Annotated in this window: 5 protein-coding genes; 1 reads left to right on the top strand and 4 read right to left on the bottom strand. The window is 61.7% G+C overall.

Annotated features, from left to right (window positions below):
• Positions 1 to 42: 42 nt before the first annotated feature.
• Positions 43 to 504: a preQ(1) synthase gene (gene queF, locus EN935_RS28045; RefSeq protein WP_126068728.1), complete on the top strand. Its 462-nt coding sequence runs from the start codon at positions 43 to 45 to the stop codon at positions 502 to 504.
• Between the two features lie 8 nt (positions 505 to 512).
• Here queF and EN935_RS28040 read toward each other — a convergent pair whose 3' ends face one another.
• The 4 genes from EN935_RS28040 to EN935_RS28025 form a co-directional block, all read right to left on the bottom strand.
• Positions 513 to 1,127: a hypothetical protein gene (locus tag EN935_RS28040; protein ID WP_109672368.1), complete on the bottom strand. Its 615-nt coding sequence runs from the start codon at positions 1,125 to 1,127 to the stop codon at positions 513 to 515.
• Positions 1,128 to 1,131: 4 nt separating this feature from the next.
• On the bottom strand, positions 1,132 to 1,611 hold the full coding sequence (locus tag EN935_RS28035; RefSeq protein WP_109672365.1) for a DUF3828 domain-containing protein: 480 nt from the start codon (positions 1,609 to 1,611) through the stop codon (positions 1,132 to 1,134).
• A gap of 196 nt (positions 1,612 to 1,807) precedes the next feature.
• On the bottom strand, positions 1,808 to 2,917 hold the full coding sequence (locus EN935_RS28030; protein WP_127266108.1) for a mandelate racemase/muconate lactonizing enzyme family protein: 1,110 nt from the start codon (positions 2,915 to 2,917) through the stop codon (positions 1,808 to 1,810).
• A gap of 98 nt (positions 2,918 to 3,015) precedes the next feature.
• Positions 3,016 to 3,259, bottom strand: a 244-nt coding sequence (locus EN935_RS28025) for a cobalamin-dependent protein (RefSeq protein ID WP_206534587.1), incomplete at its 5' end; no start/stop codon positions are given.

Here is a 3,259-nt window from a genome sequence, read left to right as displayed (position 1 = left end):
TTCAAATTGTGCTAATGAGCGGCAAATCCAAGGACAACCGCGATGATCGATACCAAAACCCTCACCCAGCTCGGCGCCCACGTCGAGACGCCACAGAGCCCCGAACAAGCGGTCCTGGAGACCGTGCCGTACACACGCGGCGACGGGCCGCCGGCGATCGTGCGCTTCACCTGCCCGGAATTCACCTCGCTGTGCCCGGTGACCGGGCAGCCGGATTTCGCCCATATCGTCATCGACTACGCACCCGATACGCTGCTGGTGGAATCGAAGTCGCTCAAGCTGTTCATGACTTCGTTCCGCAACCACGGCGCCTTTCATGAGGACTGCACGGTGATGATCGGCCGCCGCATTGTGGCGGCAACCAAGCCGCTCTGGTTGCGCATAGGCGGCTATTGGTATCCGCGTGGCGGCATTCCGATCGACGTGTTCTGGCAGACAGGCGCGCCACCGGAAGGCAGTTGGCTGCCCGACACCGGGGTGGCGCCCTATCGCGGGCGCGGCTAGCTCGGCCATCATTCGCACTGATATTGGCTGAGTGCCCATTCGCCGGTCACCGACAACAGGTCCGTGATCTTCCAGTCGCCGTCGACCTTCTTGAATTTCCATTCCAGCCGGTGCGGGTTGCCCGACACGACGAAGGCGACGATGACCTTGGCCTGGTCGCCGTTGATCGCCTCGAGCGTCTTCAGGCTCTTGTCGATCTCAGCCTTGTCAAAATCCGCATTGTCGAGCGCCATGTTGGGGTCGAGGCACTCGCCCTGCCCGGACTTGCGCAAGGCGTCGCTCTTGTCGAGCACGGTTTTCGCCGGATCGATGAAATGGCTGCGCTCTGACGGATCGATCTCCAGCCCGACCTGATCGTAAAACGGCCGCACCACCGCCGTCGGCGAACCCGGCTGGATCGGTGCGGCCGGTGCGGCTTCGGCTGGCGACCATCCAACCGGCGGCGTTGCCGGTTCCACCCCGGCTCCGGGCGCATTTGCAGGCGGCGCCCCGCTGTCGCCCGGCGCAGCGTCGGCCGGGGCGTTTGCCGGCGGCGCACCCAACAGACCTTGGGCGTCGGCACCGCTCAGACCCACCGCCAGCAGGCACATGGTCGACAGTGCCAGGAACAAGCGACGGGCCATCGCATCACTCCGGTGTCTGGCCGGCCATGCATTCCAGCGCGCTGAGCTTCCAGTCGCTGGTCTTGGAGGCGATGTCCGATATCTTCCATTTGCCGTCGATCTTCCTGAGCGACCAGACCATTTCACGTTTGGAATCGTCGCCTTCCGAAAACAGGCTGAAGGACGCTGTAACCTCTGCGTTGTCGCCATCCAGCTTCTCAGACAGTTTCAGCGTTTTCGAGACGGTCTTCTGATCGAAATCCTGGGCGTCGAGACCAGGATCGAAGTCGATGCAGGCAACCTGGTCCGGGTTCTTTTTCGTTGCCTGGTCGTTCAGGTCGAACAGTTTCGTCACCGGCTCGGTGAATCGATCCCGATATTGTTCGTCGGCCTCGAACTTGACCGCCGGAACATAGAAGAACTTCACGGCGTTGGACGCCGGTCCGGCGACGGCGGCCGCCGGCAAGACTATCGAAAGGGCGGCAGCGAGCACTGTCAGTCTCATGCAGAATCTCCGGCTTTTGATGGCTTGAGCCCATCAGTACCACGTATCCTGCATACCGGCTTTTTTGCGGCTCATGAAGTCCTGCAGCGCCAGCCCAAGGCGCGCCACCTGACGTTCTGGAAGTTCGCAAAAGCACTTCCGCGGTTAACTGCCGACGATACCAGCCAGCTACAATTGCCACAGACATCACGGATCCTCAGCCTCCGAAAGCCGTGACAGGCCCCTTGAGCCGGGAGCGCTCAGGTTTGACACCAAGCCCTGGCATCTGCGGGACGCGTATATGCCCGTTTTCGATAACGACGGGATTTACGGGGTCGATATGCCCTTCGATGTATTCCTGTGCGATCCAGGCGCCCTCGAAACGTCTCGGCTCGACGGTAGCTGCGAGATGCACGCATGCCGCGGCGATGACGTCCCCGCCCCAGGCATCGTCGCAGCTGTGCGGAAGAGATCGTATCGCACACAGGTCGCGGACCGTGACCATCTTGGTGAGGCCGCCAAGGCGGGTGACCTTCAATCCGAATCCGTCCGCGATACCTGAAGAAACTGCCCGTAGGACGGCATTCAAATCCTCGGCACTCTCATCGAGGTAGACCGGATGGGTAACGCGTCCCTTGAGGCTCGCAACTTCCTCCATGGTGTTGCAAGGTTGTTCGAACACAAACGGGATTGTCGGGCAAAGCCGGTCGATGTGCAGCGCCGCCGCGGCGGTGAGGCCACGATTGGCGTCGACGGCTATCCGGGCCGTGAAGCCAACCGCTTCCCATACCTTGTGCACGGTGGCGACGTCTTGCTCGAGATCCCGTCCGCCTATCTTGATCTGAAGCCGTGGGTAACCGGCCTTGACCTTGTCGACGGCAATGCGCGCCGTCTCGTCCGGTGCACCGACAATGGTCGAGTAGTAGGACGGCACACGATCGGTGAGCGCACCGCCCAGAAGTGTTGAAACCGGAACGCCCAGCCGCTGGCCGGCGAGGTCGAGGAGAGCTATATCCAGGGCCGCCTTGGCATAGTTGTGGCCGTTCAACCGCTCGTCCATTCTTTTCGCCAGGTGACGCATGGACGTAGTGTCCTCGCCGACGAGCCCAGGCGCTATTTCGGCAATTGCCGCTCTCGCACCCAGAGCATGTTGGGGCTGATAAACAGGGCCGACCGGGCAAGTCTCACCCCAGCCTGACAGCCCGTCCTCGGTGGTCACTTCAACGAGCGTGCTGTCCAGATCCTGCACGGTATCGCTGGCCATCCGGTAGGCACCGCCTTTGACAGGCAGATGCACCTGATAGACTTTGATCGACTCGATACGCATACGGACCTTAGCCCCCTTCGAGCCAAGCGATTCTGGCCATCTCGCCATTCCAGTGCATGACGGCGCTCTCGGTCACAAACTTGGGCCGACTGCCGTGCTCAAGCCCGCACATTGTGCTTGCGCTTCATGAAGTCCTTGGCGGTCTCGACCGCCACCGCCGCGTCGCGGCAATAGGCATCGGCGCCGACGGCCTTGCCGAATTCCTCGTTCAGCGGCGCGCCGCCGACCAGCACGACATAGTCGTCGCGGATGCCCTTTTCCTTCATCGTGTCGATGACGACCTTCATGTAGGGCATAGTCGTGGTCAAAAGCGCCGACATGCCGATGATGTCGGGCTGATGC

This window comes from Mesorhizobium sp. M7D.F.Ca.US.004.03.1.1 (assembly GCF_003998635.1).
GTDB classification, from domain to species: Bacteria; Pseudomonadota; Alphaproteobacteria; order Rhizobiales; family Rhizobiaceae; genus Mesorhizobium; species Mesorhizobium loti.
This window is presented reverse-complemented; position numbering and strand designations above follow the sequence as displayed.

What these genes read in the sequence shown, in the direction of transcription:
- EN935_RS28035 (WP_109672365.1), bottom strand. Translation starts at nt 1,611, where the DNA reads ATGAGACTGACAGTGCTCGCTGCCGCCCTTTCGATAGTCTTGCCGGCG.
- queF (WP_126068728.1), top strand. Translation starts at nt 43, where the DNA reads ATGATCGATACCAAAACCCTCACCCAGCTCGGCGCCCACGTCGAGACG.
- EN935_RS28040 (WP_109672368.1), bottom strand. Translation starts at nt 1,127, where the DNA reads ATGGCCCGTCGCTTGTTCCTGGCACTGTCGACCATGTGCCTGCTGGCG.
- EN935_RS28030 (WP_127266108.1), bottom strand. Translation starts at nt 2,917, where the DNA reads ATGCGTATCGAGTCGATCAAAGTCTATCAGGTGCATCTGCCTGTCAAA.